Origin of the sequence: Thermoflexus hugenholtzii JAD2 (assembly GCF_900187885.1) — a bacterium.
In the GTDB taxonomy this organism is placed as follows: domain Bacteria; phylum Chloroflexota; class Anaerolineae; order Thermoflexales; family Thermoflexaceae; genus Thermoflexus; species Thermoflexus hugenholtzii.
The window spans coordinates 1-1222 of record NZ_FYEK01000056.1; the positions used below are offsets into that span (position 1 = coordinate 1).

General features: G+C 60.7%; 1 protein-coding gene. It reads right to left on the minus strand.

The annotated features are described in order from the left end of the window. Positions 1 to 7 precede the first annotated feature (7 nt). Positions 8 to 1210, minus strand: a complete 1203-nt coding sequence (gene tuf, locus CFB18_RS11975) for an elongation factor Tu (protein ID WP_088572041.1) — start codon at positions 1208 to 1210, stop codon at positions 8 to 10. Positions 1211 to 1222: the final 12 nt, after the last annotated feature.

Below are 1222 nucleotides of genomic sequence, written 5' to 3' on the forward strand. Positions count from 1 at the left end.
CCAGGGGTTAGTCGAGGATTTTGGTGACCACGCCGGCGCCGACGGTCAGCCCCCCTTCCCGGATGGCGAAGCGCAGCCCTTCCTCAATGGCCACCGGCGCAATCAACCGCACCCGCAGGTTCACATTGTCCCCCGGCATCACCATCTCCACCCCCGCCGGCAACTGAATCTCCCCCGTCACATCCGCCGTCCGAAAGTAAAACTGCGGCTTATACCCGCTGAAAAACGCCTTGTGCCGCCCACCCTCCTCCTTCTTCAACACATACACCTCCGCCTCAAACTCCCGATGCGGCTTGATCGTCCCCGGCGCCGCCAGCACCATCCCCCGCTCCACCTCCTCCTTCGCCACTCCCCGCAACAAGCACCCCACATTGTCCCCCGCGATCCCCTCCTCCAACGCCTTGTGAAACATCTCAATGCTCGTCACCACCGTCCGCTTCACCTCCTCCCGCAACCCCACAATCTCCACCTCCTCCCCCGGCCGAATCCGACCCCGCTCAATCCGCCCCGTCACCACCGTCCCTCGCCCCTTAATGCTAAACACATCCTCTATCGGCATCAAAAACGGCTTGTCCACCTCCCGCACCGGCTCCGGAATATACTCATCCAACGCCCGAATCAGCTCCCAAATCGGCCGATACTCCTCCGCCTCCGGATCCGTGCTCTTGCTCTCCAACGCCCGCAACGCACTCCCCCGAATCACCGGCACCTCATCCCCCGGATACCCATACTGGCTCAGCAAATCCCGCACCTCCAACTCCACCAACTCCAATAACTCCGGATCATCCATCATATCCACCTTGTTCAAAAACACCACCATCGCCGGCACGTTCACCTGCCGCGCCAGCAACACATGCTCCCGCGTCTGCGGCATCGGCCCCTCCGGCGCCGCCACCACCAATATCGCCCCATCCATCTGCGCCGCACCCGTAATCATATTCTTGATGTAATCCCGATGCCCCGGACAATCAATATGCGCATAATGCCGCCGCTCACTCTCATACTCCACATGCGTAATGTTGATCGTAATCCCACGCAACCGCTCCTCCGGCGCCTTGTCAATCCGCTCAAACGGCACAAACTCCGCCAAACCCCGCAACGACAACACCTTCGTAATCGCCGACGTCAGCGTCGTCTTCCCATGATCAATATGCCCAATCGTCCCCACATTCACATGCGGCTTCGCCCGCACAAACACCGCCTTCGACATCGCTCGCCTCCT

What these genes read in the sequence shown, in the direction of transcription:
- tuf (WP_088572041.1), bottom strand. Translation starts at nt 1,210, where the DNA reads ATGTCGAAGGCGGTGTTTGTGCGGGCGAAGCCGCATGTGAATGTGGGG.